Source organism: Halomonas sp. ND22Bw (genome assembly GCF_003011945.1).
Lineage (GTDB): Bacteria > Pseudomonadota > Gammaproteobacteria > Pseudomonadales > Halomonadaceae > Halomonas > Halomonas halophila.
The window spans coordinates 1-1,159 of sequence record NZ_PXWD01000034.1; the positions used below are offsets into that span (position 1 = coordinate 1).

The following is a 1,159-nucleotide window of genomic DNA, read 5'->3' on the forward strand; positions in this document are numbered from 1 at the left end:
ATGAGGTGTGACGGTATTTACCTGACAGTCGGCCGCTGAAAAGCAAAGTGGCCATAGTGCCCCCCGTGGGTTATAGAACGAGTGTCTGACGCTCGGCTGTAACACCATGAGGAAACGACTATGACCACCGAAGAGAAGGTAGCACGACGCAAGCTCAGTCTCCTAGAACTGGCCAAGGATCTGCAGAACGTAAGCAAGGCTTGCAAGATCATGGGCTACTCCCGACAGCAGTTCTATGAGATCCGTCGCAACTATCAAACCTTCGGCTCCGAGGGGCTCGTCGACAAGCTCCCAGGGCCGCGGGGACCACACCCCAACCGCGTTAGCGAAGAGATCGAAACGGCCATTCTCGAGCACAGCCTGGCCTTCCCCACCCACGGTCCGGTTCGCGTCGCTCAAGAATTGGCGCTACATGGCATTCAGGTCAGCTCTACGGGCGTCAGAGGCGTTTGGGGACGCCATGATTTGCTGACCCGTCATGAGCGTCTCCTGCGGCTCGAGAAGGCCACACGCGAGCAGAAGATCGAGCTGACCGAAGATCAGGTTCGCCACTTGGAACGCTTCAGCCCTGAGTTCCGCGAACGGCATATCGAAGTCCACCACACCGGCGAGCTGGTTGCCGTCGATACCTTCTTCGTCGGAACGCTCAAGGGAGTCGGCAAGGTCTATCTGCAGTCCGTCATCGACTGCTTCAGCCGCTACGCCTGGGGGCGCCTCTACACTAGCAAACTGCCCATCACGGCAGTGCATGTGCTCAACAACGACGTGCTGCCTTTCTTCGAGGCCCACAACGCCAAAGTCAGCACGGTGCTCAGCGACAACGGCCGAGAGTTCTGCGGCCGGAAGGATCAGCATCCGTATGAGCTGTTCCTTCAGCTCGAAGAGATCGAGCACCGCACAACCAAGGTTCGGCGACCGCAGAGTAACGGCTTCGTCGAGCGGCTACACCGCACCCTGTTGGACGAGCACTTCCGCATCCAGGGGCGCACCAAGTGGTACGAGGCCCTGGAAGAGATGCAGCAAGACCTGGACGATTATCTGATCGTCTACAACACGAAACGGCCGCATCAGGGCCGCAACATGAAGGGGACGACGCCCTATGCCGTCTTCAAGAAAGGACTCCCCAAGGGGGCAAAGAAGGAGCCCAGGAAAACGGCAG

The 1,159-nt window shown here is 58.8% G+C and carries 1 protein-coding gene; it reads left to right on the forward strand.

Translation table 11 applies throughout. From position 1 onward, the window contains the following. Positions 1 to 120: 120 nt before the first annotated feature. Positions 121 to 1,159, forward strand: a 1,039-nt coding sequence (locus tag CVH10_RS16825; protein WP_106489323.1) for an IS481 family transposase, incomplete at its 3' end; no start/stop codon positions are given.